Source organism: Streptomyces sp. SDr-06 (assembly GCF_003324565.1).
Taxonomy (GTDB): domain Bacteria; phylum Actinomycetota; class Actinomycetes; order Streptomycetales; family Streptomycetaceae; genus Streptomyces.
Genome location: NZ_QOLA01000034.1, coordinates 1 through 26,274 on the forward strand (window position 1 = coordinate 1; position 26,274 = coordinate 26,274).

The following is a 26,274-nucleotide window of genomic DNA, read 5'->3' on the forward strand; positions in this document are numbered from 1 at the left end:
TGACGTTCCCCTCACCCTGTTTTCCCAGCGACCCCGCCGGCCCTTGCCGACACCACCGATACTCCCGCCGGGGGCAGGCAGCGCGGCAGAGCGAAGCGTCCTGAGTGCCGCAGGACAAATGTCATGGCCGACGCGGGCCCGGCCCGCCTCACATGTGGACGGGTCCCTCCGTGGGGCCGACCGCTGGGCGGGGTGGGCCCTTGCGGTAGAGGACCACCGACACCAGGAGGCCCAGGGCGAAGAACGCGGCCGACCACCAGTACGCCGTCGAGTAGCTGTGCAGCTGGGCCTGGACGCGGGCCGCGGGGGTGGGTTGGCGGCCCGCCAGGTAGCTGGTGGCGGCGCTCGTCGCGAGGGTGTTCAGGAGGGCCGTGCCGATCGAACCGCCCACCTGCTGGCTGGTGTTGACCATCGCGGAGGCGACGCCCGCGTCGTGCGCGGCGACTCCCGCCGTGGCCATGCTCATCGCTGGCGCGAAGATCAGGCCCATGCCGACGCCCATCACGAGCAGCGGGGGCAGGACATGGGCGGCGTACCCGCTCGTCGCGTCCAGGGCGGTCATCCAGGCGAGCCCCGCCGCGCCGAGTCCCATGCCCAGCGGCACGATCGGCTTCGCGCCCAGCCTGGGAACCAGCTTGTTCTGCGCGACGACCGAGCTCACGATCATCGCGAACACCATCGGCAGGAAGGCCAGCCCGGTCTTGACCGGGGAGTACCGCAGGACCTGCTGGAGGTAGTACGTCAGGAACAGGAACACGCCGAACATGCCCGCGCCGGAGATGAACATGGCGAGGTAGGACGCGCCCCGGTCCCGGTCCAGGACGACGCGCAGCGGCAGCAGCGGATGCCTCGCCCTCGTCTGCCACGCGGCGAACGCGATGAGCAGCACGCCGCCCGCCGCGAGGAATCCCCACGTCTGCGCGGAGCTCCAGGCGTGCGTCTCGGCGTTGGAGAACCCGTAGACGATGCAGAAGAGTCCGGCCGAGACGAGGACCGTGCCCGGGATGTCGAGCTTGGGGCGGTCCAGCGGCGCACCGGGGTGCAGCAGGCGCAGCGCGCCGAGGAAGGCCAGGGCCGCGAAGAGGAGGTTGACGTACAGGCACCAGCGCCAGTCGAGATACTCGGTGAGCAGGCCGCCGAGCAGCAGGCCCACCGCGCCGCCGGTGCCCGCGACCGCGCCGTAGATGCCGAACGCCTTGGCGCGTTCCTTGGGGTCGGTGAACGTGGTGGTGAGCAGCGAGAGCGCGGCCGGCGCGAGCAGCGCTCCGAAGACGCCCTGGAGCGCGCGGGCGGTGACCAGGACCTCGAAGCTGGGCGCTGCGCCGCCGATCGCGGAGGCCAGCGCGAAGCCGACCAGGCCGGTCAGGAAGACGACCTTGCGTCCGACGAGGTCGGCGATCCGGCCGCCGAGCAGCAGCAGCGAGCCGAAGGCCAGCGCGTACGCCGTGACGATCCACTGGCGGTTTCCGTCGCTGAAGCCGAGATCGCGCTGCGCGGAGGGCAGCGCGATGTTCACGATGGTCGCGTCGAGCACGACCATGAGCTGGGCGAGCGCGATGACGCCGAGCACGAGCCAGCGGTGTTCGTGCCGGGCCCCGGTGTGCGGGGGCGGCGGCACGCCCTCGCCCGCGTAGGCGGCGGCCGGTGGCGGGGTGCTCACGGGTGGCCGGGTGGTGGAAAGGTCCTCGGCCGCGGCCGCTATGCGCTCGGCGCGACCTACCTCGACAGAGTCCTTGGTGTGACGGCCCATGTGCCGGTCTCCTCGGTGATCTCCCGGTGGTGATCGCCCCTTCCTCACGCTAAGTGAGGCCCGGGGGTTCCGCCACGCGAGTGAACGCCCGGGGCGGTGCGCGGCTCAGCCACCGGTCCGCGCCCCGGCGGCCCCGTCCCTATTCGTCCCAGGCACGGCTGGGACGCTTGTGCGCGTCGCGCTCCGGACACAGGTGCTGACACAGGGTCACTTACTCGGGGACCCCGCACCTTGGAGAAGACACACATGAACCGAAGCACCGTGCGAAGCGGCGTCGTCGCCGTCGCCGCCCTGCTCGCCCTGTTCCCGGCCGCCGCGATGGCGGCGCCCGCCACCGCCGCCGCGAAGGCCCCCGTGGCCACGGCCCACCACCACAAGATCCACGCGCAGGGTGTCGTGGTCACCGGGCACGGCCGCCTGCTGCACATCCGCAGCGGCGCCGGGGTCACCTACCGGACCACCGGCACCCTGCGCTCGGGACGCCAGGTGTGGCTGGTCTGCAAGACGAGCGGCGGCTCGGTGCACGGCAACCGGGTCTGGTACCGGCTGGCCGGACACCACAGCCGCTACGTCTCGGCCCACTACGTACGGGTCTCGGCCGGATCCTCCGTGCCGTGGTGCTGAGCCGGCGGCCCTGACCCTCGGGGACGGTCGGTCAGGGCGCCGGTCCACAACTTCGCCCGTTCGCCCCAGGGGCCGGAGCTTGGCTCCGGCCCCGCTGGGGTACAGATGGCCCCTGAACGGGACTTTGTGGACTTATGGGAGGGACCGCGTGGCCCAATGGCGACAGCTGCCCGAGTCGACCCGACCCGAACTGAGGCTGCTGATCGAGGAGTTGCGGCACCTGAAAAAGGCCTCCGGGCTGAGCCTGGCCGGTCTCTCCGCCCGCACCGCCTACAGCAAGTCGGCCTGGCACCGCTATCTCAACGGCGACAACCTGCCGCCGCGTGACGCGGTCGACGCCTTCGGCGCCCTCGGCGGCGCCGAGCACCACGCCCGGCTGCTCGACCTCTGGGACCGCGCGGTACGGCCCCCCGAGCCCGCGGCCCCGCCCGAGGCGCCGCGCCCGGCGCCCCCGGCCGAGCCCGTCCGTGAACCGTCCGGCCGCCGCCCGCACCGGCGCACGGTGACCGTCGCCGCGGCGCTCGCCCTGGTGGGAAGCGCCGCCTGGGCCGCCCTTCCGCACCCGCCCGAGGCGACCCCCGCCGCGCCCGCGCCGCCCGCCTGCCGGGGCGCCAGCTGCCAGGGCGACGACCCCGCCGCCTCCCCCTGCCGCACCGACGCCCGCACTCAGAGCGCCCTGACCACGGCCTCGTACGCGGTGAAGCTCCGCTACAGCCCGTCCTGCGACACCATCTGGTCCGAGGTGCGCAACAGCTCGACCGGCGCCGACACCGAGAGCCCCATGCTGGTGGCCCCCGACCCCCGGCAGGCCGAGGCCTGCGCCGAGGTCAGCCACAAGATGCTGTGCACGGGCGACGTGCCGCCCGGCTAGCGGCTGCGGCTCAGCCCGCGACCACCGACCCGGCCTTCTTCCAGTTGTCCCGCAGCCGCGTCAGGTAGTCCGACGCCTGGCTCCCCATCTTCGCCCCCCGCGCGAACGCCGCCATGTTGCCGCCACCCGCGTTGTACCCGAGCGCCATCAGCTCCTCCCGCGTGTACGGACCCGCCCAGTGCGCGGGCAGCTCGGCGGACATGTCGTGCAGGTACCAGGCCGCCGCCTCCACCGCGAGCGCGCGGTCGTCGGGCAGCTCCTCCCACGAGCGCCCCGCGAAGTCGCGCCCCCGCTTGGTCTGGTCGAAGGCGGCCCGGTGCATGTTCGCGATGCCGAAGGCCGCGTCCGGCTTGTACTTCTGCCAGCTCCGCTCGAAGGCCGGATCGTGCGGCTTGTAGTCCTCGTTGTAGAGGATCGCCATCAGGAGCTGCGCGCTGACCCCGGCCTTCCTGGCGTACGTCCGCACCTGGCCCGCGTAGTCGGCGGGGTCGTACGTGCCGCTCTTCGACGGGGACGCGGACGGCGCGGGCGAGGCGGAGGCGCCGGGCTTCGCGGAGCGCTCCGGGCTCCCGCCGTCCGACGACGAGCCGCCGCCCCGCACACATCCCCACGCGACCAGCGCGACCACCGGCAGCACCAGCCATCGAACCCGCCCTCCGCGCCCGCGCTGTTCAGCCATCGCCGCCCTGTCCGTCCGGTCCGGGTCCCGTCGTCGCCGCCCAGTCTACGAATGGGCCTCTCCGGGCAGCATCAGCGAAGTGTCAGGACCGCGTTTCCGCGCACCCGGCGGGCCCTGAGGTCCGCGATGACCTCGGCGGTGCGGGACCAGTCCCGCACCGAGCCGATCTCCGGGTGCAGCCGCCCCGTCTCCACCAGGCGGACCAGCGCGGCGAGGTCACCGCCGTACGTCGTGTCGGAGACGGTGTAGTCGAAGTGGGCGATGCGGGCGCGGCCGGGTCCCTTGAAGAAGTCGAAGAAGTCGAGCGTCACCGGGGTGCGGCTCGCCTGGCCGAACCAGACCAGCAGCCCGGCGGGCCTGAGCCGGGCCAGCGCGGCGGGCAGCGAGTCGCCGCCGACCGGCTCCAGGACGATGTCGTACGGGCCCGTGGCCTCCGCGACCGACGTGACCACCTCGGCCGCGCCCAACTCGGCCAGCCGGGCGCCCCGTTCGGGAGTGGCGACGACGGCGGTGACGGCCGCCCCGGACGACGCGGCGAGCTCGGTGACGTAGTGGCCCACTCCGCCGCTCGCGCCGGTGATCAGGACGCGCCGGCCCGCGACGGGGCCCGCCGCGCGCAGCAGCCGCAGCGCGGTGATGCCCGCGAGCGGCAGGGCCGCGGCGGTCACCGCGTCGATGCTGTCGGGGAGTTCGGCGACGCCGGTGCTCGCCACCGCGACCCGCTCGGCCCAGCCGAACGCGGGCGGGTGCGCCACCACCCGGGTGCCGACGGCGGGGCCGCTCCCGTCGGCGGCGGCGCACACCACCGTGCCCGCCACGTCCTTGCCGGGCCGCCAGCCCGGCCACCTGCGGTCGAGCCCGCCGTCGAGCTGGAAGGTCTCGCCCCGGTTGACCGAGTAGGCCTCGACCGAGACCACCAACTCGTCGTCCTTCGGGGCGGGTTCGGGTGCCTCGCCCAGGAGGACGGGCTGATCGGCGTCGTCCGGGGAGCCGGGCAGGAGGGCTTTCATGACTCTTCCTCTCTCCGTGTCGGGGGGCTCAGACGAACACGACGTTCTTGGCGTGCAGGGTGTCGAAGTACTCGCGCACCTCGACGATCCGCCCGTCCCGCACGGTGAAGACCGCCAGGCAGTGCTGGTCGTAGGGCAGGCCCGACTTGGCGGTGGCCCGGGTGTTCCACTCGGCGAAGACGCGCTCCCCCTCGGCGATGACGCCCTCGAATTCGAGCTCCATCGAGTCCGCTTCGAGCCGCGACACCATCGCCGGGATGAACTCGTCGAGGATCGCGCTCGGGCCGACCCAGGTCCGCGAGAGCGGCAGGTCACCGGCGAGCGTCCAGGTCGCGTCCGGCGCGAAGAACGCGCGCAGGGCGTCGAAGTCGCCGGTGGTGAGGGTGTCCATGTAGCGCAGGATCACGGCCCGGCTGGCCTCGGTGACGTCCGCGGGGGTGGCGGTGGGGGTCTTCGCGGGGGTGGTGGTCGCGGTGGTCATGGCCTGCTCCTCAGGTGTTCGCAAGGGGTTCGCTCCGCCGTCGCGCGGGGCTCCGGGGGTGTCTCTTCCCGACACCTGAAACCCTAGGAACGGGGCCCCGCGCAAGGGAAAGACCAGTTCGCGAGAGGTCCATGCCGTACCGGCATAACGGCTGCTCAGCCCCGGTCGTATGCTGCTCGGCATGTCCGGACTCCGCCGTCTGCGCTCCTTCCTCGCCGTCGCCGACGAGCGGAACTTCACGCGCGCCGCCGAACGTCTGCACATCGCGCAGCCCGCGCTCAGCCGCCAGATCCGGCAGCTGGAGCAGGAGCTGGGGGTGCGGCTCTTCGACCGCACCACACACTCCGTCGAACTCACCGACGCCGGGCGGCTGCTGAGGGAGCGCGGCGGCGAACTGTGCGCCGAGGCCGACCGGTTGTGGCGGGACGTGCGCGGCTTCGCCGCGACCGAGCGGGACACGCTGACGCTGGGATACAGCACCAGCACCGGGTACGGCACCGCACCCGCCCTGCTCGCGGCGCTCGCCGAGCACCACCCGGCCCTCGCCGTGACCACCCGGCTGCTGCCCACCGCCGACATCGTGGCCGGGGTCACCGACGCCACCCTGGACGCCGGCCTGGTCCGCTGCCCGCCCCCGACCCCCGAACTCGTCCGCACCCTCGTACGCCTCGAACACCAGGGGGTGCTGCTGCCCGCGTCGCACCCGCTCGCGGGGGCGGAGAGCGTCGAGGTGGCCTCGCTCGCGGACGAGCGCCTGCTCGTGCATCCGCGCGAGGCCAACCCCGGGCACTTCGACGCGATCACCGCGATCTTCACCCGGGCCGGGATCACGCCCCGACTCCTGCTGCGGCAGCTCTCGTTCGACGCCGCGCACACGCCCGTCGCGCGGGGCGAGGCCGTCTCCGTGCTCGGGGAGTCGGCGGCCGACGGCCTGCCCGGCACGCTGGTGTGGCGGCCGCTGCGCCCGGCGGCCGCCGTCGAACTCCACCTGCTGACGCGGGGCCCGGCCCGCCGCCCCGCCGTGGCCCGCCTCCTGCGGACGGCGGCCGAGACCGCCCGCGCCGAGGGGTGGCTCCGCTCCCCGGCGTAGGCCCGGGCAAGGGCCGCTCAGGCCGCCGTCCGGAACGTGCCCATCGCCTGCCGCACCTCGTCGAGGGTGGCCTCGGCCACCGCGTTCGCCCGCGCGTTGCCCTGCTCGATCAACTCCCGTACGTGGCCCATGTCCTGGGCGTACTCGGCGCGGCGGGCGCGCAGCGGGGCGAAGTGGTCGTTGACGGCCTCGGTGACCGCCGCCTTCAGCGCGGCCGAGCCGCCGTCGCCGATCCCGGCCGCCACCTCGTGCGGGTCGCGGCCCTGGCAGAGCGCGGCGAGCAGGAGCAGGTTGCTCACCTCGGGGCGGTGCTCCGGGTCGTAGGAAATATGCCGGGTCGCATCCGTCTTCGCGCCCCGGATCAGCCGGGCCGCCTCGTCCGAACTCGCCCGCAGCGCGATCGCGTTGCCCCGGCTCTTGCTCATCTTGCCGCCGTCGGTGCCGAGCAGGAGCGGCGCCCGCGAGAGCAGGGTGCGCGGCTCGGGGAAGACCGAGCCGTACCGCTCGTTGAAGCGGCGTGCGATGGTGCGGGTCAGCTCCAGGTGCGGCACCTGGTCCTTGCCGACCGGGACGAGGGTCGCCTTGCAGAACAGGATGTCGGCGGCCTGGTGGGCGGGATAGGTGAACATCAGGCCCGACACGGCCGCCTGGCGGGAGTGGGCGATCTCGTCCTTGACCGTGGGGTTGCGGCTGAGTTCGGCCACCGAGACCAGGCTCAGGAAGGGCAGGAGGAGCTGGTTGAGGGCCGGGACCGCGCTGTGCGTGAAGATCGTCGCGCGGGACGGGTCGACGCCCGCGCCGAGGTAATCGAGTACCAGGCCCTCGACGGCCTCGGAGAGCCGGTCGGCCACGTCCCGGTCCGTGAGCACCTGGTAGTCCGGGATGACGAGGAAGAGGTCCACCCCCTCGTTCTGGAGCCGGACCCGGTTCTGGAGCGTGCCGAAGTAGTGGCCGAGGTGGAGGGGGCCGGTGGGGCGGTCGCCGGTCAGGATGCGGTCGTCCGTGGCGGCCGGGGTGGCCGGGGCGGCCGGGGCGGCGGTGCGGGTGATCGTGCTGGTCATGGTGGGCTCCTCGTAGGCAGTGGACGGGGCGGGCCTGGACGGCGCCCACTGCACATCCAGCGAGGGCAACAAAAAGGGACCGTCCGATGCGAACGGCCCGCTGACGATGTCGCGCGTGAGTCGTGGCCGCTCCTAGGAGGAGCGCCACCAGCAGAGCTGAGAGGGACACTGCGACGCGGACGACATGGATCCACTGTAGCCCGGCGGGCGGCACGCACCCAGGGTCTTTGGACACGCGCCGCCTCGGGCCCGGATCAGTACAGGCCCTGGTACATCTGCCAGCCGCCTCCGATCCGCACCCGGTCCGTGTACGCGCCGGCGCCGTTGCCGGGGTAGCGCCACAGCCCGCCGTCGCTGTCGCGGGCCACCAAATCCGGCTTGCCGTCGCCCGTGATGTCGCCGACCCCGGCGAGCGCGTTGTAGATCCCCCAGCCCGCGCCCAGGCGGACCCGGTCGCCGAAGGTGCCCTGCCCGTTGCCGTCGTAGCGCCACAGCACCCCGGCGGTGTCCCGGGCGAGCAGGTCGCCGTAGCCGTCGCCGTTGAGGTCACCGGCCCCGATCACGGTGTCGTAGATCCCCCAGCCGAACCCGATCCTGACCGGGTCCCGGAACTGGCCCGCGCCGTTGTCGGCGTACATGTACAGGTCGCCCGATGCGGTGCGGGCGATCAGGTCGGGGCGGCCGTCGCCGGTCAGGTCGCCGGGGACGGTGAGCTGGTCGAACGCGTTCCAGCCGCCGCCGAGCCCGAGGTGCGGCCCGCCCGGCGCGAACGGCTTGTTCACGGCGCCGTCGTAGCGGGTGAGCTGCCCGGAGGCGTCCCGTACGAGGAGGTCGTTGTTGCCGTCGTTGGTGAGGTCGCCCGCCGGGACGTAGCGGGAGGTGGTGGGCCAGCCCGGCGCCGAGGGGCCCGGGGTGACGTCGCCGCTGCCGTTGCCGGTGCGGATGGTGAGGGTGCCGCCGGGGGTGAGGGCGAGGAGGTCGCCCCTGCCGTCACCGTTGTAGTCCCGCCAGGTGGCGGGTCCCGGGGCGGTGGTGGCGGTCATCAGGCGGGTCGTGTACGTGCCGGTGGGGTCCTCCCACAGGGCGGTCGGGCGGCCTGCCGGACCGCCCACGGACATGCCGCCGCGCGCGTAGCCGGAGGTGTTGGCGCTGAGCTCCTTCGGCGTGCTCCAGACGCCGCCCATGCGGGAGGCCACCACGAAGCGGGTGGAGTTGCCGTCGTCGGCGGGCTGGCTCCAGCCGGCCTGCACCGTGCCGTCGGCGGCGATGTCGGCGCCGAACCCCGTCATGCCGGCGTATTGGGTCGACAGGGTCTGCACGGGCGCCCATGTGCCGGTGGCGGCGGCCCGGGTCGCGGTGCGGATCCAGAAGCCGTCCGTGCCGGACTGGTAGTCGGACCACACCAGCGTGACGTCACCGTCCGGGCCGGTCAGCGCGGACGGCACCGCGTCGCCGAAGGCGTCGGTCCTGGCCGCCGTCTCGACCGGCCCCCAACCGCCGCTCGCGGCCGGTCTCTGCGCGTACTTGAGCGCGCCGCCCGCGAGCCAGGTCAGCGCGAGGGCGCCGCCCGGGGCCGCCGTCAGCCGGGCCTCGCCGGCCGGGACCGGCTGGCCGAAGGTGTCGTGCGGGGCGCTCCAGGCGGTGGCCGACGCACCCTGCTCGGCGGACTTGAAGGCGGCGCCCGCGGGCCCGTACTCCGTCCACACCACCGACACCGAGCCGTCCGCGGCGACCGCGACCTGGGGGTAGCCGTCCTGCGCTCCCGCGGCGGTGTTGTCGAGCCGGGCCGGCGCCGACCAGGCGCCCGACGCCCCGGTGCGCTCGGCCGCGTACACCTCGTACCGCGGGTCGACGCTGTGCGCCCACACCACGACCGTGCGGCCCGAGGGGGTGCCCGCGAGCCGGATGTCCTGGATGCGGTCGGCCGCGGCTATCTGCACCGGCGACGACCAGGACGTGGCCCCGGCGGGCAGCGCCGACGTGCGCAGCACCGCACCGGTCGCGGCCACGTCGACCCAGGCCACGGTCACCGAACCGTCCGACGCCGCCAGGAGGTGCGCGTCGACCGGCGAGGACGTGTCGTAGGTGGAGCTCGCCAGCGTCCGCACCGGCCCCCACTTCGTCGTCCCCGCCGACCGCACGGCCACAAGCAGATCGCGCTGCGACCTGTTCGCGGCGAGTCTGGACCACAGGGCGACGACCGTGCCGTCCTTGGCCGTTCTGGTGTCGATCAGCGTCTGGATCGTCGTGCCGTCGGTGAGCGCGTACGGCGCGCCCCACTGGTCGGTCTGGACCGCCGGGGCGGGCCCCGGCCTGGCCTCGGCGCCGGTCGCGCCGAAGGCGCCGAGCGCGAGTGCGGACGTCAGCGCGGGTACTAACACCCTGCCTATCAGCGTGCTGCGTCGGCCGTGCCTGTTCTCTGCCACAAGTACTCCGCCTCATGCGTGGGAAGCATGCGGGGTACGCGAAGCCGCGCGTGCATGCCGCGCGAGGATAGGAAAGCCGCCCGGCTCGGGCCCAGCATGCGAGTGGCCGGGAGGTTAACAGCGGACGCGGAATCCCGAACTCCCCGGCGAGGACACTGGGTTGGTGCCCTGCGGGGACGTACCTCATGCGGGTGGAAGCAGCACGGCGCCGCCCGCGGGCGCGGGGCCGCCGGACGCGGCGGTACGTGGGGAGCGTGGCCCCGCGGGATCGGGCGCTACTTGTGCGCGTGGCTTCCCACGTAGAACAGGAGCCACACGAAACCGGCGAAGGCATGGGTGCCGAAGATATAGAAGCCCGCGCGCAGCGCGATGCCGCGCTCCTGGCTCTTCTCGCTGTCGGCCACCGGCCACCCGCCTCCTCGGTCCCGTCCAGGGTACGGGGACGGCACCGAGGGGGGCGCGGGTGGGCGGCCCGGGGTCAGTCCTCGTGCGTGTAGAACACGTAGAACGACACCAGGAACATCGCGCCGCCGAAGATCGCGCCGATCCCGGACGACCGGAACACGCTGTGCCCGGCCAGGCTGTACAGGAAGCCCATCCCGCTGCCGAACAGCGTCCCGTACGCCGCCGCGCGCAGCTCGCGGGGCAGGGCGGACTGGATGCTGAGGAGGCCCATGCCGAGGGCCATCAGGACGAGGCCCGACACGACACCGAGGACGATCTGGCCGCCGGTGAGCGCGCCGCCGCCCCGCTGGATGACCGCGGCGTAGATGCCGTACGCCACTCCCAGGACGACGGGGACCGCGAGGAGGGCCCTGCTCGGGTGGTGAGCCGTGCGGCGGCTCGGGGCGGGTACCGAAACGTGTGCGGCCATGGCGGCACTCCTTCCGCTTGCCCGGGGCACGTGTGCGCGTCCCCCATACAGCCCACACCCGCGCGCGCCGCTGGGCAACCCGGGATTTCGTGGACGGGTGCGCAGCTTCCTGTCGGCGGTGCTGATCGTGCTCGCGGCCGTCCTGGTGCCGCTCGGCGCGATCGCCGCCTGGGCGAAGACGGAGATCGCCGACAGCGACCGGTACGTGGCCGCCATGGCGCCGCTCGCTGGGAACGGGGCCGTGCGCGACGAGGTGGCCGCCAGGGCCACCGACGCGATCATGAAGAACATCGACGTGGGGCCGCTCCAGGCCTCGGTGGCCTCGCTGATCGGCGGGGCCGTGCGGTCCTTCACCACCACCTCCGCCTTCCGGGGTGTGTGGAACACCGCCAACCGGGCCGCCCACGCGAGCGTCGTGTCCGCGCTGACCGAGAACGGCGGCGGCAACGACGTGCGCATCGACCTGGCCCCGGCGATCCAGCAGATCAAGACCGAACTGGAGGCACAGGGCGTGCCGTTCGCGAACGAGATTCCCGTGGAGAAGACCGACCTGACCGTCGTCGAGTCGACGAAGCTGGGCCCGGTCCGCACCGTCTTCCGGTGGCTCCGGCGCATCGGCGTCTGGGGCGCGGTCGCCTGTCTGGCGGCGGCGGGGTCGGCGGTGCTCGTCGCGGTACGCCGCCGCCGCGCCCTCATCGGGGTGGGGGTCGGGCTCGCCGTGGGCGCGGCGGTCCTGCGCGTGCTGGTCGCGGTCGGCAGGTCGCTCACGCTCGACGGGCTCCCCGCGGACTCCGATCCGTCGGCGGCGGGGGCGGTCTACGACGCGCTCACCGACTTCCTCAGCACGGCCGCGTGGGGCGTGCTCGCGTTCGGTCTCGCGCTGGCGCTCGCGGCCTGGCTCGCGGGGCGGCTGGGGAAGCGGGGGCGCGGGCCCGATCCGGCCCCGGGAGCGGCGCGGGCAAAGGCTTGAACAACCCTGCCCGGCGCGGGGCCGTCCTTGAGGGAGGATGCGAGCGCCGTGACCAGCCAGCGGAGGGCGGACCGCCTTGGACACCATGGGCACCGGAACCATGCCGGACCGGGCGGCCGCGCCCGTACGGCGCCGCCACCCCTGGCGGGTGGTGTCCGCGCTGGCCGGGGCGCTGCTGCTGGCCGGGGTCAGCGCGGTGGTGGGGTGCCGGGCCGCCGACTCGGACGGGGTCACGCCCGTGCCGCAGGCCCTCGCCTTCCTGCCCTGGCTGCTCGTGCCCGGCGGCGCGGGGCTCGCGCTCGCGGCGCTGGGGCGGTGGCGCACGGGGATGGTGTGGGGCGTCGCGGTGCTCGCGGTAACCGGCTGGTACACCCAGCCGTACGGCGATGCCACGACCCGGCCGAAGGGTCCGGTCCTGGCGGAGCTCAAAGTCCTCACCTCCAACACCGAGTTCGGGTGGGCGACGGACGATCTGATCGCCACCGTCCGGCGTGAGAAGCCCGACCTCGTGTTCGTCGAGGAGTGCAGCTTCCGCTGCTCCGACGCGCTCGCCGCCGATCTGCCGGCGGCCGACTACCCGTACCGCGACGTGGTGCGCGAGGACGGCTCGGCCGGCTCCGCGATCCTGAGCCGGTACCCGCTCAAGCCCGCCGAGCCCATCGAGTCGGTGATGGCCATGCCGGGCGCGGTGGCCACCATCGGCGGGCGCGCGGTCCGCCTCCAGCTCGCGCATCCCTCGCCGCCGCTCCCGCGCGACGAGGGCAAATGGCACCAAGAGCTGGGCCGGGTAAGGGAGTTCGCGAAGTCGGCCGCCGGGCAGCCGGTGATCCTGGCCGGGGACTTCAACGCCACTCAGGACCACGCCCTGTTCCGCTCCGTGCTGGAGGCGGGCGCCCTGCACGACAGCGCCCGCCTCACCGGCCGGTCGCACACCTACTCCTGGCCCGCCGACCGCACCACCCCGCTGCGCACCCAGATCGACCACGTCCTGGTGAGCGACCACTTCAAGGTGACGTCCGCCCGCTTCCTGAAGCTGCGCGGCACCGACCACCGCGCCCTCCTGGTGGGGCTCAGCCTGTACGCCGGGTAGGACCGCGCGGACGGCGCGCGCGGCAGGGCGGCCTTCGCCGGGCGACCCGGGGTCTTCAGGGATGATCCGGAAGCGGCCACGCCCTCGACCCGATCACTTTCGTAGAATTTATCCACAGGCTGTGGACAAGTTTTACGGTTTTGTTGGGCGTCCCGTTTGCACCAAGTGATCTTTTTACGGTGTCGTGTGCTCATGGCTGATCAGAAGCGGGCGGGGGACGGGGTGCGACCGGGGCGGTTCGCGCCGCCGGAATGGCTCATCGGGGGGCTGCGGCCGGCCCCCACCCCCATCCCCTGGCCCGCCGTGCTCCGCGCCGCGATCGCCCTGGCCGCCCCGCTCGCCGTGGGCATGGCGACCGGCCACGGCGTGTACGGCGCGCTCGCCTCCATGGGCGCGCTCAGCGGAGTCATCGGCGACACCGCCGACGCCTACCGGATGCGGATCTTCAACATCGCCGTGCCGCAGCTCTTCGGCGCGCTCGGCGTGACCGTCGGCAGCCTCGTCTTCGGGCACGGCTGGCTCGCGGTCGCCGCGCTGACCCTGGTCGCGCTGGCCTCCGGAATGATCTCCTCGATCGGCGCGGTCGCCTCGGTCTCGGGCCTGCTGCTCCTGCTCAACGCGGTGGTCGGCGCGGGACTGCCCATGCCGTCCCCCTGGTGGAAGGCGCCGCTGCTGCTCAGCCTCGGCGGCCTGCTCGTCCTGCTCCTGAGCCTGCTCGGCTGGCCGCTGCGGCGCACCGAACCCGAGCGCGCCGCCGTCGCCGGGACCTATCGCGCGGTCGCCGAGGCCATCGAGGCGGCCGCCACCGACGGGTACGACACCAGACGCCAGGCCGTCACGCACTCCCTCAACACCACCTACGACCTCATCCTCGCCCGCCGCACCCGCGAACACGGCCGCCGCGGCGAGCTGGTGCGCCTGCTCGCCCAGCTCAACGTCCTCATCCCGATCGTGGAAGCGGCCCCCGCCGTGCACCTGCGCGGCTGGGGCGTGGACCCCGCGATCCCGGCCGCCGTACGGGAGTTGGCGGACGCGGTCGACGAGGGCCGCACCGGCACCGCCGAGCCCGAGCTGCCCGCGCCCACGACCCCCGCAGAGCGCGCTCTGGACACCGCGCTGCGGCACGCCTTCGCGGTGGTGCACCACCCCGACCCCGACCAGTCCAACATCGACGACCGCCTCGGCCGCCCGGCGGCCCTGCGCATCCGCTTCCGCCGCGCGGCCCGCAACGTCCTGCTCTCCGGCGCCTCCTGGCGCTACGGACTGCGCCTCGCCCTGTGCATCGGCCTCGCCCAGGCCCTGGTCTCCGTGGTCCCGGTGGAACGCTCGTACTGGGTCGCGCTCACCATCGTCTTCGTGCTCAAGCCCGACTTCGGCTCGGTCTTCGCCCGCGCCCTGATGCGGGCGATCGGCACCGCGGGCGGCCTCGTCATCGCCGCCGCCGTCCTCGCCGACGTACCGCGCGGCTGGTGGGACGTGCCGGTCCTGATGCTGCTCGCCGCGCTGATCCCGGCGTTCTCCGCGAAGGGCTACGCCTTCCAGACCGCGGCCATCACCCCGGTGATCCTGCTGCTCTCCGACGTCCTCAACCACCAGGGCTTCAACCTGGTCATGCCGCGCCTGTGGGACAGCCTCATCGGCTGCGGGATCGCGCTGGTGGCGGGCTATGTGCTGTGGCCCGAGAGCTGGCACACCCGCGTCGGGGCCCGGCTCGCGGACGCGGTGGCCTCGACCGCCGAGTACGTGGAGTACACCTTCGGCTCCGAGGACGACCGCACCGAGCGGGTCCGCCGCAGGCGGCGCCTCTACCGCGATCTGTCGACGGTACGCAGCGAGTTCCAGCGGGCGCTGACCGAGCCCCCGCCCACCGGGGCCAGGGCCGCCGCGTGGTGGCCGCTGGTCGTGGCGGTCGAACGCATCGTGGACGCGACGACGGCGGCGCGGGTCCGGGTCAACCACGGGGCGCCGTGGCCCGCGCCGGGCGAGGCGGAGGCGATCGCGGTCCAGCTGCGCGAACTGGCGGACGGGCTGCGGGAGAGTGTGACGCTGGTGGAGGTGCGGGCGGCGCTCCCGGGGGACGAGGAGTCCGTTCTCGCCCCGCTGCGGCAGGAAGTCCGAGCGGCCCGCGCCATCGCCTCCCCCACCCCCTGACCCCGGGGGTGAAGGGCCCCTGGGGCTCCGCCCCAGACCCCGTTCGCGCCTAAAGGGCGCTCGTCCTCAAACTCCCCCAAGGCCTTAAGGGCCAGGGGGGATCCCCATGACGGGCTGAAGATGCCCATGCTGGCCAGCACCCGTACTGCTAAGGGGCGCGGGGAACTGCGCGACCAGCCACGCACGGCGGGCGGACGAAATCGGGGTTAGGGGCGCGGGGAACTGCGCGAGAAGCGAGCACGGTCCGCAGACCGAAGGGGCCGTCAGAAGAGCGGCAACTGCCCCGGAAACGGGGGGAGTTCGAACCCGTCCAGGGTTCGCTGCGAGGCATCCGCGGGGGCCCGCATCTTGGACCCCGGGCAGAGCGTCAGCTCGCCCCCCACCCGCGTACGGGGATCGTGACGCACGAACCTGCCCGCCACCACGGCGACGGAACGACCGCAGGACGGGCAGGAACGGCGAGGAGAGACGCTGGACATCCCCCCATGCTGCCAGAGGCCGACGCCTACGCGGCCGGCTTGAACGCGGAGGCCAGCCCGTTGCGCCACAGGCTGTTCACACGCGACTTCTCCGTGCTGTTCGGGTACGCGTTGCGGCACGACGGGCCGGGCCCGCCGCCGGACATGAGCTCACTGCACGGCCCGGAGTAGTGGTCGGGCAGGCCGAGCACGTGGCCCGTCTCGTGCGCGACGACCCGCACCGAGTAGTACTGCTGGTTCTGGCTGTAGTCGAGGAAGATGTAGCCGCTGCCGTGCCCGTCGGTCGAGGCGTACGAGCCGTTCTGCGGGTCGTCGCCCTCGTAGTACTGGAAGTCCGCGCCCGAACCGCTCTCGGCGAGGCGGACGTTCTGCACCGAGGAGTTCCAGATCTGCGCGGCCTGCGCTATCTGCGAGCGGAAGCTGGGGGCGTTGGCGGCGCTGTAGTACACGGTGACCGCGGCGGCCAGCGGATTGGCGGCGCGCTTCTTGGCGACCGACTTCATGACCGCGTCGTAGAACGCCCGGTCGTTGGCGGCGGAGTGCTTGCCCGCGGCGGTGTAGTGCGCGGTGGGGGCATTGGTCTGGGTGGCGGCGGTGGCGGCGGTGGCGGGGATCGCGCCGAAGCCCGCGAGGGCCAGGCCCAGCGCGGCGGTCACGACAAGGGTGCGGGAGTGTCTCATGGGGGGTTACCAATCCTTCGGGGATCCGCGCACGGCTGGGTGGGCCGGGCACGGGTGTGGGGTGTTCTCCGTGACTGGATGACGACGGTGGCGCCGCCGTCCCGGTGATTGTGGAGGCCGCGGCGGCGTACGGGAATGATGCCGATCTGCGATAACTCCCGCGTATCAGAGGGGTTTTGGCCACCTGGCGCGATGGGTTAGCACGCCCTAACCTCAGCCGCATGGATCTGGAGGTGAGACATCTGCGGGTGCTGTGCGCCATCGCCGACGCGGGCAGTCTGCACGGCGCCGCCCGGGCCCTCGGCACGAGTCAGCCCGCCCTGACCACCCAACTGCGGCGCATCGAGAACACCTTGGGCGGGCGGCTCTTCTCGCGCGAGCGGACCGGCTGTGTGCCCACGCCCCTGGGCCGGGGCGTGGTCGGCCGGGCCCGTCCGCTGCTCGCCTCGCTGAGCGCGCTGGTCACCGAGACCCGCGCCGCGGCCGCCCGCAGGGAGGGCGGCGCGCGGCTGCGCATCGGCTCGACCGCGAGCCGCGCCATCCCGGGCTGGCTGCGCCGGCTGCGGGAGCGGCTGCCGGGCACCGAGACCCAGCTCCAGGTGGCGGTTTCGGCCACCGCGCTGCTGCGCGGCGTCGCCGAGGGCGAGTTGGACGTGGCCTTCGTGCACGAGGTCGAGGGCTGCCCGCTGCGGGTCCCGCCGGGCCTGGACGTGCGCACCCTGGTGGAGCGCGAGCCCCAGTTCGTCTGCCTGGCCGCCGACCACCCGGCGGCGCACCACCCCGTCGTGGACCTCGCCGACCTGGCCGCCGACCAGTGGATGGTCGACCCCAGCGTGGACGGCGAATGGGAGGGCCTGCGCCGGGTCCTCAGCACCGCGGGGCTCAACCCCCGCATCCTGCACGGCGATTACCTGACCGCGGCCGGTCTGGTCGCCACGGGAGAGGTGGTCACCCTCTGCCAGCCCACCTCGCGCCCCCGCCCCGACATGGCCGTACGCCCGCTGCGGGGAGACCCGCTGGGCGTACGTCTGCTCCTGGCGGTCCGCGGCGGGGCGTACGGAGGCGACCTGGCCGGGGTGGGCGCCGACCTGGAGTCGGCGTACTGGGAGGCCGCTTCGCACTCCCCGCCCTACCGGTCCTGGCTGACGGAGCGGGGGCGGCCCTAGCAGGGCTTCGCGCGGGCCGCGTCGGGGGGGGGCGGGTTCCGCCTGAGCCGCGACGGGCCGCCGCTGCTCCCTTTTGCGGTGCTCACCCGGCCCCTTCCGGGAAACGCCCCGCAGGGTCGCTAACCTTACGTGTCCGCGCTGGCCAGGGATCGGACCCCGGACCTGTGGCGCAGTGCGGTACGTATCGCACCCAACTCATGCGAAAGGCCTCGCCCATGGGCATTCGGAGCTTGCTGCGCAAGGTGTTCGGACGCGATCGCGCGGAGCGTGCCGAGCCGACGGCGGCTTCCGTACCGCCCCAGGCGGAACGCGCCCCCGAGACCGCCGAGACCCCCGCCCCGGCCGAGGCGGCCGCGCCGTCCGTTCCGGCCCCGGCGAAGGAAGTCACCCTCTCCTCCGCGGAGGAGCTGGTGGCCGCCGCCTTCGACGGCCCCCGCCCCCCGGCCTCGTCCTCGACCCCGGCCCCGACTTCCTCCTCCTCCGACTCCGCCACCAGCGCGGACACCTCGGACTCCTCGGATTCCTCGGACACCGCGGACTCCTCGGATTCCTCGGATTCCTCGGATTCCGCCGACGCTTCGGAGCAGCCGGTCGCCGAGGTGCCGCAGCCCCGTACGGAGGCCGAGCCGGAGCCGGTGGCCGAGCCGGTCGCGGCCGAGGAGCCCGTGCCGGTCGAGGAGACGGAGGCCACCGCCCCCGAGCCCGAGCCGGTGGTGGCTGAGGTTGAGGTCGCGGTTGAGCCCGTCGTCGAGCCCGAGCCCGCCGAGGTCGAGGCGGAGCCCGCGACAGCAGAAGCCGAGCCCGTCCAGGCAGAGGCGGAGCCCGAGCCCAAGCCGGTCGCCGCGGAGGCAGACCCCGAGCCTGAGCCCGTCCAGGCGGAAGCAGAACCCGAGCCCGAGCCGGTCGCGGCGGAGCCCGTCGTCGAGCCCGAGCCTGTGACGGCAGAGGCAACAGAGGAAGCAGAGGCAAAGGAAGCGGTCGAAGCCGACGCCGACACTCCTCTCCCCACCCCCAAGCCCGCCGTCTCGGCCGCTCGGGTGAAGTCTCGGGCGCCGGGGCTCTCCGGGGCGTACAAGGCGGCCGGGGCCGCGCTCAAGAAGGCCGGGATCAGTGGGGCGCGGGCCAAGGTGTACCTCGTGCTCGACCGGTCCGGGTCGATGCGGCCGTACTACAAGGACGGCAGCGCGCAGGGTCTCGCCGAGCAGGTGCTCGCGCTCGCGGCGCACCTCGACGAGGAGGCCACCGTGCACACCGTGTTCTTCTCGACCGACATCGACGGGTCGGTGGACCTCGGGCTCGACGCGTACGAGGGGCTCGTCGACGAGACGCACGCCGGGCTCGGGCGCCTGGGGCGCACCAGCTACCACCGGGCCGTCGAGGAGGTCGTCGAGCACGTCGAGAAGTCCGGGCACGACGAGCCGGTGCTCGTCGTGTTCCAGACCGACGGCGCCCCCGACGCCAAGCTGCCCGCCCGCCAGGCGCTCACGGACGTCGCCGACAAGCCGCTGTACTGGCAGTTCGTCGCGTTCGGCGAGGACGACTCGAAGGCGTTCGACTTCCTGCGCACCGCCGAGACGGACCACGCCCACGTCGGCTTCTTCCACGCCGGGCCCGCGCCCCGCGAGCTGAGCGACGCCGAGGTCTACCAGGGTCTGCTCAACTCGTTCCGCCCGTAGCGGCCGCCGCCTTCGGCAGCGAGACGGTCACGGTGAGCCCGCCCTCGGGGCCGGGCGCCGCCGTGGCCGTCCCGCCGTGGGCCACCGCGATGGAGCGCACGATGGACAGGCCGAGCCCCGCCCCCGGCCCCATCCGGTCGCGGCCCTCGCCCCGCCGGAAGGGCTCGAACAGGGCCGGGATGTCCTCCTCGGCCACCACCGGCCCCCCGGGGTTGGCCACCACGAGCCGGCCGCCGTACACGGTGACCTCCACCGCCCCGCCCGGCACGTTGTAGGTGACCGCGTTGGCGAGGAGGTTCGCGGTCAGGCGGGCAAGCAGCGCCCGGTTGCCCCGCACCACGGCGGGGACGGCGTTCACCTTGACGGTGTCGTGGCGCGCCGCCTCCTCCCGGACGACCTCCGCGAGGTCCACCTCCTCGCGCCGCTCCAGGCCCCGCTCGCTGCGGGCCAGCATCAGCAGCCCCTCGATGAGCTGCTCGCTGCGCCGGTTGTTGTCGAGCAGCGTCGTACGGGTGCGCTCGATGTCGCCGGGTCCGGGCTCACCGTCGAGGCCGATCTGGATCGCAGCGCGCTGGGTGGCGAGCGGGGTGCGCAGTTCGTGCGAGGCGTTGGCGATGAAGCGGCGCTGGCTGTCGAAGGCGGCTTCGAGGCGGCCGAGGAGGTCGTCGATGGTGTCGCCGAGTTCCTTCAGCTCGTCGTCGGGCCCGGCCGCCCCGATCCTCTCGTGCAGGTTGCTCGCCGTCAGCCTGCGGGCCCGCGCCGTCATGACGTGGACGGGGCGAAGGAGGCGGCCCGCCGTCCACCAGCCCACCACGACCGCGAGCAGCGCGATCGCGACGAGCGCCAGCGTGGACCACAGCGCGGTCTGGCTGGAGGCGGCGTCGCTCACGTCGGCGCTGAGCCGGTAGACGGTGAGCGGTTCGAGCGGGGCCGGGCCGCTGCGGTAGGCGGACACGCCCGACGGCATCCGGAGGGTGGTCGCGCGGGTCGCGATGGCCGTCGCCTGCTGTTCGGTGCCGGCCCGCGAGAGCAGGTTGACGACGGCCAGCAGCGCCGCCCCGAGCACCAGGAAGACACCGCCGAAGATCAGCGCTATGCGGGTCCTGATCACCTGGCGTGGCTCCCCGCGTTCACAGCGCGTACCCCACGCCCTGGACGGTACGGATCAGCGAGGGCTCGCCGAGCTTGCCGCGCAGCTTGCTCATGGCGACGCGTACCGCGCCGGTGAAGGGGTCGGCGTTGGCGTCCCAGGCGCGCTCCAGGAGTTCCTCGGCGGAGACGGCCGCGCCGTCGGCCTCCAGGAGGATCTGAAGCACCGCGAACTCCTTGGGCGAGAGGTCGAGCTCGTGCCCGTCGCGGTGCGCGGTGCGCCGCACGGTGTCCAGGCGCAGGCCGTGCCGCTCCAGGACGGGCGGCACCGGGCGGGCGCTGCGCCGGCGCAGCGCCCGGACCCGCGAGACCAGCTCGGGGAACTCGAAGGGCTTGCCCAGGTAGTCGTCCGCGCCCAGGTCGAGGCCCTCGACCCGGTCCTCCATGGACGCCGACGCGGTCAGCATGAGGATGCGGGTGCGGGAGGCGTCGGCGACCAGGCGGCGGGCCACCTCGTCGCCGTGCACGCGCGGCAGGTCGCGGTCGAGCACCACCACGTCGTAGTCGTGCAGGCCCAGGTAGGCCAGGGCCGCGTCCCCGCTGTAGACGGTGTCCACGGCGAATCCGGCCCGCCGCAGACCGGTGGCGACGAGCTCGGCGAGGACCTCCTCGTCCTCGGCGACCAGTACCCGCATGTTCTCGTCCTTCGTGTGCACGTGCCCCCTTCCGTCCCAGGATGCGTCCTTGCTACGGCAACGGGTGTTTCGCAAACCTCTCCGCGGCCTCCGGGGGCGTCCGCCATCCGGACATCCCGGGCGGTCGCGGTGACGTCGGCCGATAGGATTCCGCGCATGCCTTCGCCGACGTACTACGTTTCGACGCCCATCTACTACGTCAACGACGCCCCGCACCTGGGCCACGCCTACACCACCGTCGCCGGTGACGTGCTCACCCGCTGGCACCGCCAGCGCGGCGAGAAGGTGTGGTACCTGACGGGCACGGACGAGCACGGCCAGAAGATCATGCGCACGGCCGAGGCGAACGGCGTCACCCCGCAGGAGTGGTGCGACAAGCTCGTCGGCGAGGCGTGGCAGCCCCTGTGGGAGCACCTGGACATCGCCAACGACGACTTCATCCGCACCACCCAGAAGCGGCACACGGACCGCGTGCAGGAGTTCGTCCAGGACCTGTACGACAAGGGCGAGATCTACAAGGGCGGCTACGAGGGCCCGTACTGCGTGGGCTGCGAGGAGTACAAGCTCCCCGGCGACCTGGTCAGGGCGGAGGACGGCACCGAGCTGTGCGCCATCCACAAGAAGCCGGTGGAGCTCCTCAAGGAGGAGAACTACTTCTTCAAGCTGAGCGAGTACGGTCCGAAGCTCCTTGAGTTCTACGAGGCGAACCCGGGCTTCATCCAGCCCGAGTCGGCCCGCAACGAAGTACTGAACTTCGTGCGCCAGGGCCTTCAGGACCTGTCCATCTCGCGGTCGACCTTCGACTGGGGCGTGCCCGTGCCGTGGGACCCGCAGCACGTGATCTACGTGTGGGTGGACGCGCTGCTCAACTATGCGACGGCGGTCGGGTACGGCGCCGACCAGGCCCGCTTCGAGGAGATCTTCCCGGCGGACGTGCACCTCGTCGGCAAGGACATCCTGCGCTTCCACGCGATCATCTGGCCCGCGATGCTGATGGCCAACGGGCTGCCGGTGCCGGGGAAGGTCGCGGCCAACGGCTGGCTGATGGTCGGCGGCGAGAAGATGTCGAAGTCCAACCTGACCGGCATCAAGCCGCAGGACCTGACCTCGCACTTCGGCGTGGACGCCTACCGCTGGTACTTCCTGCGGGCCATCGCGTTCGGCCAGGACGGCTCGTTCTCCTGGGAGGACTTCACCGCCCGCTACACCTCCGAACTCGCCAACGACTACGGCAACCTGGCCTCCCGCGTCGCCGCGATGGTCGGCAAGTACTTCGGCGGCGAGCTGCCCGCGTCGAGTGCCGACGGGGCCGCCGAGCAGGCCGTGCGCGACGGACTCGCGAAGGCGGCCGCCGAGGCCGACCGGCGCATCGGCGACGAACTCGACTTCCAGGGCGGCATCCTGGCCGTCTTCGACTTCGTCAAGCAGGTCAACGGCTACCTCACCGAGCAGGAGCCCTGGAAGGTCGCCAAGGACGACTCCGCCGAGGGCCGGGCCCGGCTCGCGACGATCCTGTACACCGCGGCCGAGGCGCTGCGCGGCGTCGCGGTGCTGCTCAACCCGGTGATGCCGGACACCTCGCGCAAGCTGTGGGACTCGCTCGGCGCCGAGGCCGCGCTGGGCGCGCTCGCCGAGCAGCGGGTCCAGGACGCGGGCACCTGGGGCGCGCTGCCCGCCGGCGCGAAGGTCACCAAGGGCGCCGTGCTCTTCCCGCGCCTGGAGGAGAAGCCCGCGTAAAGGGCTTGTCCCGTACGGAGGTTGGGGCCGCCGGGGCCGATGGGTCCCGGCGTGCGGGGCGGGCGCGGCCGGGATCACGCCCGCCGCCCGCCGCCCTCCTTTCCGGACGAATTCTTTCCCTCTTGGCAGGATCTGTGGCCCATTCAACGGTTGTTGATTCGCTGTTGATCGGGTGCGACCAGAGTGTTCCGGTCGGTACGCACGGGGAGAGGGAAAGGACAGGGAATGCCATTGCTCGCGAATCGTGTCACCGTGACCGTTCACGCCTCCGATCCGCTGAGCCGGGCCGGGGTCATCAGTCATCTGCAGCACCAGCCGACGGTGGAAGTCCTGCGGGACACCAGAGAGGCCCGCGAGACGGACGGCCGCCCGGCCGACCCCACGGTCGCCGTCATGCTCGTCGACCAGGTCGACGACTCGGCCTCCGCGGAGCTGCGCCGCGTGGTGCGCGGCGGGGAGCAGCGCGTGGTGCTCATAGCCCGCGAACTGCGGGAGCCCGATCTGCTGACCGTGGTCGAGTACGGGGTGCGGGCCATCCTGTGGCGCCACCAGGCCACCGAACAGCGACTGTTGAAGGCCGTGCACAGCGCGGCGCGCGGCGAGGGGGAACTGCCGCCGGACCTCATCAGCCGACTGCTCGTGCAGGTCGGACGGTTGCGCCGCTCGGAGACCACCTCGGCCTCGGCCGGGTCCGCGTCGGCCGCGCCGCTGTTCGGGATGGCGCCGCGCGAGGTCGACGTGCTGCGGCTCGTCGCCGAGGGCCTCGACACCCGGCAGATCTCCGAGAAGCTCGCCTACTCGGAACGCACCGTCAAGAACATCCTGCACGCCCTCATGACCAGGCTGCAGCTCACCAACCGCGCGCACGCCGTGGCCTACGCGCTGCGCGAGGGCTACATCTAGCCGGTACGGCGCCCGGCACACCTGCCCGGCCGCCGCAGACCGCTCCATCGCCGCCGGACCCACCCGGGTTCGGCCGTGTCCGGCAACTCGGGAAATTGGCTCAATGATCCACGAAATCGACGAGGCGCTGCGGCGCATCCTGCGCGGCGGGGCGCTGCCCGAGGGAACGGGGGACGTCGTCTTCGAGGCGCCCACCCGCGACTGGGCGGCCCGGCGCAACACCCCCACCCTGAACGCCTATCTGTACGACATCCGCGAGGACGTGGCCCGCCGCGAGCGCGGCTCGTACGCGGAGCGGGACGCCAACGGGGTGGTGCTGCGCAGGCGCCAGCCGCCCCGCTGGTACCGGCTCTCCTACCTCCTCACGGCGTGGACCAGCCGTCCCGAGGACGAACACCGCCTTCTCTCCGGCGCGTTGGCCTGCCTGCTGCCGCACGAGATGCTGCCCGAGGAGCACGTGCCCCAGGCCCTGGAGGCGTACAAGGTCTCGCTGCCGCTGACGGTCGCGGTGCCGCCGGCCGAGTCCCGCTCCCTCGCCGACATCTGGTCGGCGCTCGGCGGTGAGCTGAAGCCCTCGCTCGACGTGGTCATCACGACGCCGTTCCCGGTCACCCCGGTCTACCCGGTCGCACCGCCGGTCACCGAGGGCGTGATCACCGTACGGGGCCGCGACGGCGTGCCGGACGACGCGAAGCCGCGCATGATGCGGACCTCGCGGGACGGCACTCGGCGCGACACCGCGCGGGACGGCGGCGGGCGCGACGGGGGCGCCCGGTGAACGAGGCCGCCCGCGCCCTGCTGCTCCGGCTCGAGCACCTGCGTACCTCGGTCGCGGCCCTGGTCGAGGCCCGCTCCGCCGACGACCCGACGGCCCAGGACCCGCTGCGGGGCCTGTACGTCTCGGCGGAGACCGCGGCCCGCCTGGCCAGCGGCCCGGCGCCCGCACCACCGGCCGAAACGGAGCCGTTCACACCCGCGCCCGGCGACCGCCTCACGGCGCTCGCGCGGGGCTTCGGGCTCGGCCCGCTCGACGAACTGCTCCTCGTCGCGGCGCTCGCCCCCGACGTGGACCGGCGCTTCGAGCCGCTCTACGGCTACCTCAACGACGACGTGGGCCGCCGCAGGGCCTCCGTCGCCCTCGCCCTCGAACTCGCCGGGACCGGCCCGCACGACCCCGAGGCGCGCGGCCGGTTCCATCCGGCGGCGCCGCTGATCACGGGCGGCCTGGTGGCCCTGGAGGACGAGGACCGCCCGCTGCCGGGGCGGGCCCTGCGCGTCCCGGAACGGGTGGTGTCCCACCTGCTGGGCGACGACACCCTGGACGGCCGGCTCACCGACGCCCACATCGAATTGCTGAAGCCCGTCGGCGCCGCACCGGCCGAGGGCCTCGCGGCGCGGATCGCCCTCGCGCCCCCGCCCCTCGCCGTCCATCTGCGCGAGCGCAGGGCCGGGAGCGGCGCGGACGCGGTGAGCGCGGCCCTGCGCGGCGCCGGGCGGACCGTGCTGCGCCACCGCCCCGAGCAGGCCGACCGCGCGGCGGCCCGCGCCCTGCTGCGTGAGGCACGCCTGCGCGGCGCCGGAACCGCCGTGGTGGTCGAGCTGCCCAGTGAACCCGGGCCGCTCATACGGGAGTTGACGGAGCCGTCCGGGGTGACCGTGGTGTTCACCGGTACCGACCCGTACGACCCCACGTGGGCGCCCGGGGCGGCGCTGCTCGCGCTGGAGGACACCACCGCCGAGACCGACCCGCTGACCGCCTGGCACGAGGAACTGCCCGGGTACGAGGGTGACCTCGCGGAGGCCGTCGGGCCCTACCGGCTGGGGGCCGGGCAGGTGCGGCGGGCCGCACGGGGGGCGCTCGCCCTCGCCGGGTTCGAGGGGACGCCGGTGGGCCTCGGTCACGTCCAGACGAGCGCCCGGCAGCTCTCGGCGCCGCTGCTCGACCGGCACGCCCGCCGGGTGCGGCCCGCCGTCGGGTTCGCGGACCTCGTGCTGCCCGAGGAGCCGCTCGGCATGCTGCGGGAACTCGCGGGCCGGGCCCGGCACCGGGACCGGGTGCTCGGCGAATGGCGGCTGCGTACGGGGGGCGGGCGCGGCCGGGGTGTGGTCGCCCTGTTCGCGGGCGACTCCGGCACCGGCAAGACGCTGGCCGCGGAGGTCGTCGCGGGCGAGCTCGGCCTGGACCTGTACGTGGTGGACCTGTCGTCGGTGGTCGACAAGTACGTCGGCGAGACCGAGAAGAACCTGGAGAAGATCTTCGTCGAGGCGGACCGGACCGACTCGGTGCTCCTCTTCGACGAGGCGGACGCGGTGTTCGGCAAGCGGTCGGAGGTGAAGAGCTCGCACGACCGGTACGCCAACCTGGAGAGCGCCTACCTCCTCCAGCGCCTGGAGGCCTTCGACGGCATCGCGGTCCTGACGACCAACCTGCGGGCCAACATCGACGAGGCCTTCACGCGGCGGCTCGACCTGGTGGTGGACTTCCCGTTCCCCGACGTGGAACTGCGCGCCCTGCTGTGGCGCGCATGCCTGGCGGGGGTGCCGCAGGAGGACGGCCTGGACGCCGCGCTCGACGCGTGCGCGAAGGAGTTCGAGCTGGCGGGCGGGGCGATTCGCTCCGCGGCGGTCACGGCGGGGTATCTCGCGGCGGGGCGGGGGGCGGGGGTGTCGGCGGAGGATGTTCGGGTCGGGGCGCGGCGGGAGTATGTGAAGTCCGGTCGCCTCGTCCCCGGCACGGGCCTCGCCTGGTCCCCCTGACGGGGCGCCCCCCTT

Annotated in this window: 23 protein-coding genes; 12 read left to right on the plus strand and 11 right to left on the minus strand. The window is 73.5% G+C overall.

Annotated elements, in window-relative coordinates:
• Window positions 1-148: 148 nt before the first annotated feature.
• Entirely contained in the window at window positions 149-1,750 is a 1,602-nt protein-coding gene (locus DT019_RS36355) for an MFS transporter (protein WP_114041276.1), read from the minus strand.
• 246 nt (window positions 1,751-1,996) lie between these two features.
• On the opposite strand from DT019_RS36355, the gene DT019_RS36360 reads away from it, so the two are divergent.
• The gene (locus DT019_RS36360; RefSeq protein WP_114041277.1) at window positions 1,997-2,374 is read left to right on the plus strand and encodes an SH3 domain-containing protein; all 378 of its coding nucleotides are present in this window, start codon (window positions 1,997-1,999) and stop codon (window positions 2,372-2,374) included.
• 148 nt (window positions 2,375-2,522) lie between these two features.
• Window positions 2,523-3,245, plus strand: coding sequence for an XRE family transcriptional regulator (locus DT019_RS39975; RefSeq protein WP_189390250.1), 723 nt, complete (start codon window positions 2,523-2,525; stop codon window positions 3,243-3,245).
• Between the two features lie 10 nt (window positions 3,246-3,255).
• On the opposite strand, the gene DT019_RS36370 is transcribed toward DT019_RS39975, so the two are convergent.
• The 3 genes from DT019_RS36370 to DT019_RS36380 all read right to left on the minus strand — a co-directional run bounded on the left by DT019_RS36370 (window position 3,256) and on the right by DT019_RS36380 (window position 5,415).
• On the minus strand, window positions 3,256-3,924 hold the full coding sequence (locus DT019_RS36370; protein WP_114041278.1) for a lytic transglycosylase domain-containing protein: 669 nt from the start codon (window positions 3,922-3,924) through the stop codon (window positions 3,256-3,258).
• 71 nt (window positions 3,925-3,995) lie between these two features.
• Window positions 3,996-4,934 (minus strand): zinc-binding dehydrogenase, encoded by a 939-nt coding sequence (locus tag DT019_RS36375; protein WP_114041279.1) that lies wholly within the window; start codon window positions 4,932-4,934, stop codon window positions 3,996-3,998.
• 28 nt (window positions 4,935-4,962) lie between these two features.
• On the minus strand, window positions 4,963-5,415 hold the full coding sequence (locus DT019_RS36380; protein WP_114041280.1) for a nuclear transport factor 2 family protein: 453 nt from the start codon (window positions 5,413-5,415) through the stop codon (window positions 4,963-4,965).
• 181 nt (window positions 5,416-5,596) lie between these two features.
• Between DT019_RS36380 and DT019_RS36385 the strand changes: the two genes are divergently transcribed.
• Window positions 5,597-6,505: a LysR family transcriptional regulator gene (locus DT019_RS36385; RefSeq protein ID WP_223279942.1), complete on the plus strand. Its 909-nt coding sequence runs from the start codon at window positions 5,597-5,599 to the stop codon at window positions 6,503-6,505.
• A 17-nt stretch (window positions 6,506-6,522) separates the two neighbouring features.
• Here the strand turns inward: DT019_RS36385 and trpS are convergent, their stop codons facing one another.
• The 4 genes from trpS to DT019_RS36400 all read right to left on the minus strand — a co-directional run bounded on the left by trpS (window position 6,523) and on the right by DT019_RS36400 (window position 10,866).
• Window positions 6,523-7,566 carry a tryptophan--tRNA ligase gene (trpS, locus tag DT019_RS36390; protein ID WP_114041282.1) on the minus strand — a complete coding sequence of 348 codons (1,044 nt, stop codon included), beginning with the start codon at window positions 7,564-7,566 and terminating at the stop codon, window positions 6,523-6,525.
• Window positions 7,567-7,820: 254 nt separating this feature from the next.
• Window positions 7,821-9,947, minus strand: a complete 2,127-nt coding sequence (locus DT019_RS36395; protein ID WP_114041283.1) for an FG-GAP repeat domain-containing protein — start codon at window positions 9,945-9,947, stop codon at window positions 7,821-7,823.
• 320 nt (window positions 9,948-10,267) lie between these two features.
• Complete coding sequence (locus tag DT019_RS40560) at window positions 10,268-10,396, minus strand: DUF6126 family protein (protein ID WP_223279943.1); 129 nt, start codon at window positions 10,394-10,396, stop codon at window positions 10,268-10,270.
• A gap of 74 nt (window positions 10,397-10,470) precedes the next feature.
• On the minus strand, window positions 10,471-10,866 hold the full coding sequence (locus DT019_RS36400; protein ID WP_114041284.1) for a hypothetical protein: 396 nt from the start codon (window positions 10,864-10,866) through the stop codon (window positions 10,471-10,473).
• 97 nt (window positions 10,867-10,963) lie between these two features.
• Between DT019_RS36400 and DT019_RS36405 the strand changes: the two genes are divergently transcribed.
• From DT019_RS36405 to DT019_RS36415, 3 genes are all read left to right on the plus strand, one after another.
• Window positions 10,964-11,836 carry a hypothetical protein gene (locus DT019_RS36405; protein ID WP_189390252.1) on the plus strand — a complete coding sequence of 291 codons (873 nt, stop codon included), beginning with the start codon at window positions 10,964-10,966 and terminating at the stop codon, window positions 11,834-11,836.
• A gap of 85 nt (window positions 11,837-11,921) precedes the next feature.
• On the plus strand, window positions 11,922-12,926 hold the full coding sequence (locus tag DT019_RS36410) for an endonuclease/exonuclease/phosphatase family protein (RefSeq protein WP_114041308.1): 1,005 nt from the start codon (window positions 11,922-11,924) through the stop codon (window positions 12,924-12,926).
• 192 nt (window positions 12,927-13,118) lie between these two features.
• Window positions 13,119-15,077, plus strand: a complete 1,959-nt coding sequence (locus DT019_RS36415; RefSeq protein WP_114041309.1) for an FUSC family protein — start codon at window positions 13,119-13,121, stop codon at window positions 15,075-15,077.
• A gap of 505 nt (window positions 15,078-15,582) precedes the next feature.
• On the opposite strand, the gene snpA is transcribed toward DT019_RS36415, so the two are convergent.
• A complete protein-coding gene (gene snpA, locus DT019_RS36425; RefSeq protein WP_114041285.1) occupies window positions 15,583-16,236 on the minus strand; it encodes a snapalysin in 654 nt (217 codons plus the stop codon).
• A gap of 221 nt (window positions 16,237-16,457) precedes the next feature.
• On the opposite strand from snpA, the gene DT019_RS36430 reads away from it, so the two are divergent.
• Window positions 16,458-17,402 (plus strand): LysR family transcriptional regulator, encoded by a 945-nt coding sequence (locus DT019_RS36430; RefSeq protein WP_114041286.1) that lies wholly within the window; start codon window positions 16,458-16,460, stop codon window positions 17,400-17,402.
• A 215-nt stretch (window positions 17,403-17,617) separates the two neighbouring features.
• A complete protein-coding gene (locus tag DT019_RS36435) occupies window positions 17,618-19,078 on the plus strand; it encodes a VWA domain-containing protein (RefSeq protein ID WP_114041287.1) in 1,461 nt (486 codons plus the stop codon).
• Here DT019_RS36435 and DT019_RS36440 read toward each other — a convergent pair.
• A complete protein-coding gene (locus tag DT019_RS36440) occupies window positions 19,059-20,189 on the minus strand; it encodes a sensor histidine kinase (protein WP_114041288.1) in 1,131 nt (376 codons plus the stop codon). The two genes, DT019_RS36435 and DT019_RS36440, sit on opposite strands and share 20 nt — an antisense overlap.
• A 19-nt stretch (window positions 20,190-20,208) precedes the next feature.
• On the minus strand, window positions 20,209-20,862 hold the full coding sequence (locus DT019_RS36445; protein WP_189390259.1) for a response regulator transcription factor: 654 nt from the start codon (window positions 20,860-20,862) through the stop codon (window positions 20,209-20,211).
• 156 nt (window positions 20,863-21,018) lie between these two features.
• On the opposite strand from DT019_RS36445, the gene metG reads away from it, so the two are divergent.
• The 4 genes from metG to DT019_RS36465 all read left to right on the plus strand — a co-directional run bounded on the left by metG (window position 21,019) and on the right by DT019_RS36465 (window position 26,259).
• A complete protein-coding gene (gene metG / locus DT019_RS36450; protein ID WP_114041290.1) occupies window positions 21,019-22,599 on the plus strand; it encodes a methionine--tRNA ligase in 1,581 nt (526 codons plus the stop codon).
• A gap of 225 nt (window positions 22,600-22,824) precedes the next feature.
• Entirely contained in the window at window positions 22,825-23,502 is a 678-nt protein-coding gene (locus tag DT019_RS36455; protein WP_189390253.1) for a helix-turn-helix transcriptional regulator, read from the plus strand.
• Between the two features lie 103 nt (window positions 23,503-23,605).
• Complete coding sequence (locus DT019_RS36460) at window positions 23,606-24,280, plus strand: DUF4255 domain-containing protein (RefSeq protein WP_114041292.1); 675 nt, start codon at window positions 23,606-23,608, stop codon at window positions 24,278-24,280.
• On the plus strand, window positions 24,277-26,259 hold the full coding sequence (locus tag DT019_RS36465; protein ID WP_114041293.1) for an ATP-binding protein: 1,983 nt from the start codon (window positions 24,277-24,279) through the stop codon (window positions 26,257-26,259). The genes DT019_RS36460 and DT019_RS36465 overlap by 4 nt, the downstream gene beginning before the upstream one ends.
• Window positions 26,260-26,274: the final 15 nt, after the last annotated feature.